The following is a 1,267-nucleotide window of genomic DNA, read 5'->3' as shown; positions in this document are numbered from 1 at the left end:
GCACCCCACCCCTTAATCCCCTCCCCGCAGGCGGGGAGGGGATTAAGGGGTGGGGTGCAATGACTGTGGGAATCATAACTAATTATGCGGATATGATATAACTCCCCAGTCAACAGTCAACAGTCACTACTCCCAATGCCCAATGCCCCATACTTCTCTGCGAGAGGCTGCGCCAACGGCTACGCTCAGTACAAGTGCTCAATGCCCTAATTCCGTAACTTCTCAAGTTCTACATCTGTAAATGGATTTTTCCCTGCCCGTAAATCTTTCACCCAGCGCTGCCGTTGTGCTTTACTATCTTTGTTCTGAGTCTGGGCGATGTATGCTTCAAAATCCTCAATTGCTCCTTGGGTGTTTCCTGTTAACGCCCTAGCTAAACCGCGATTGTCACGAATGTTGCCATCTTCAGGTGCAAGTGCAACGGCTTTTTCGCAGGCTGGTAACACATCAGCAGCTTGTTTTTGCAGATAGTAGTAAATAGATAATGATGTTAAAGACTGTAACCCTGGCTCTATAAAAATCGGCAAGCGGAAAATTATTAGTTCCATACGGCTAGCTTTTTGCAGACTACCTTGGCGACATAGTTCATTCCAAGAACTTGCAGGAATTTCGATTTTTGGATCTAATTTAAGAGCTTCGGTGTAAGCTGCTAGTGCTTCCTTAAACTTTTTCTCTTGTAAGCGATTATTTCCTTCATCAACTGAGCGTTTTGCCTTGCCTTTATTGACAAACTCTTTTGCTCTCGCCTGGGAATCAAACTTTAATTTATTATCCCACTGCTGTGCTTTGTTGAACTTTTCAACAGCGTCATTAATATCATCATTTCGCGCTAACTTCTCACCTTGGATGACTAACACTGTCGCTGCTTGCGCCAACCGGGATGGAGTTTGGCAAGATTGGAACTCTTCTAACACTTCTGCATGGGCAATGAGGTAATTATTCAGCAAGTTGCAACCACTGAGTAATAAATTATCGAAATCCAAGTCCCATAAAATAACGGTGTTCTCATCACTTGCAGAAGCCAGTGTCTTGCCATCGGGGCTGAAGACTACGCTATAGACCCTACTGCTATGCCCTGTGAGGGTTTTGATGGCTTTGCTGGTGCTGACATCCCAGAGTTTGATGGTGTTGTCATCACTTGCAGAAGCCAGTGTCTTGCCATCGGGGCTGAAGACTACGCTATAGACCCTACTGCTATGCCCTGTGAGGGTTTTGATGGCTTTGCTGGTGCTGACATCCCAGAGTTTGATGGTGTTGTCATCACTTG

Annotated in this window: 1 pseudogene; it reads right to left on the bottom strand. The window is 45.7% G+C overall.

Features of this window, described 5'->3' with window-relative positions:
* Positions 1 to 206 precede the first annotated feature (206 nt).
* Positions 207 to 1,267 (bottom strand): annotated as a pseudogene (locus GNE10_RS34595) (ribosome assembly protein 4); the annotation flags it as partial.

This window comes from Nostoc sp. 2RC (assembly GCF_014222165.1).
In the GTDB taxonomy this organism is placed as follows: domain Bacteria; phylum Cyanobacteriota; class Cyanobacteriia; order Cyanobacteriales; family Nostocaceae; genus Nostoc; species Nostoc linckia.
This window is presented reverse-complemented; position numbering and strand designations above follow the sequence as displayed.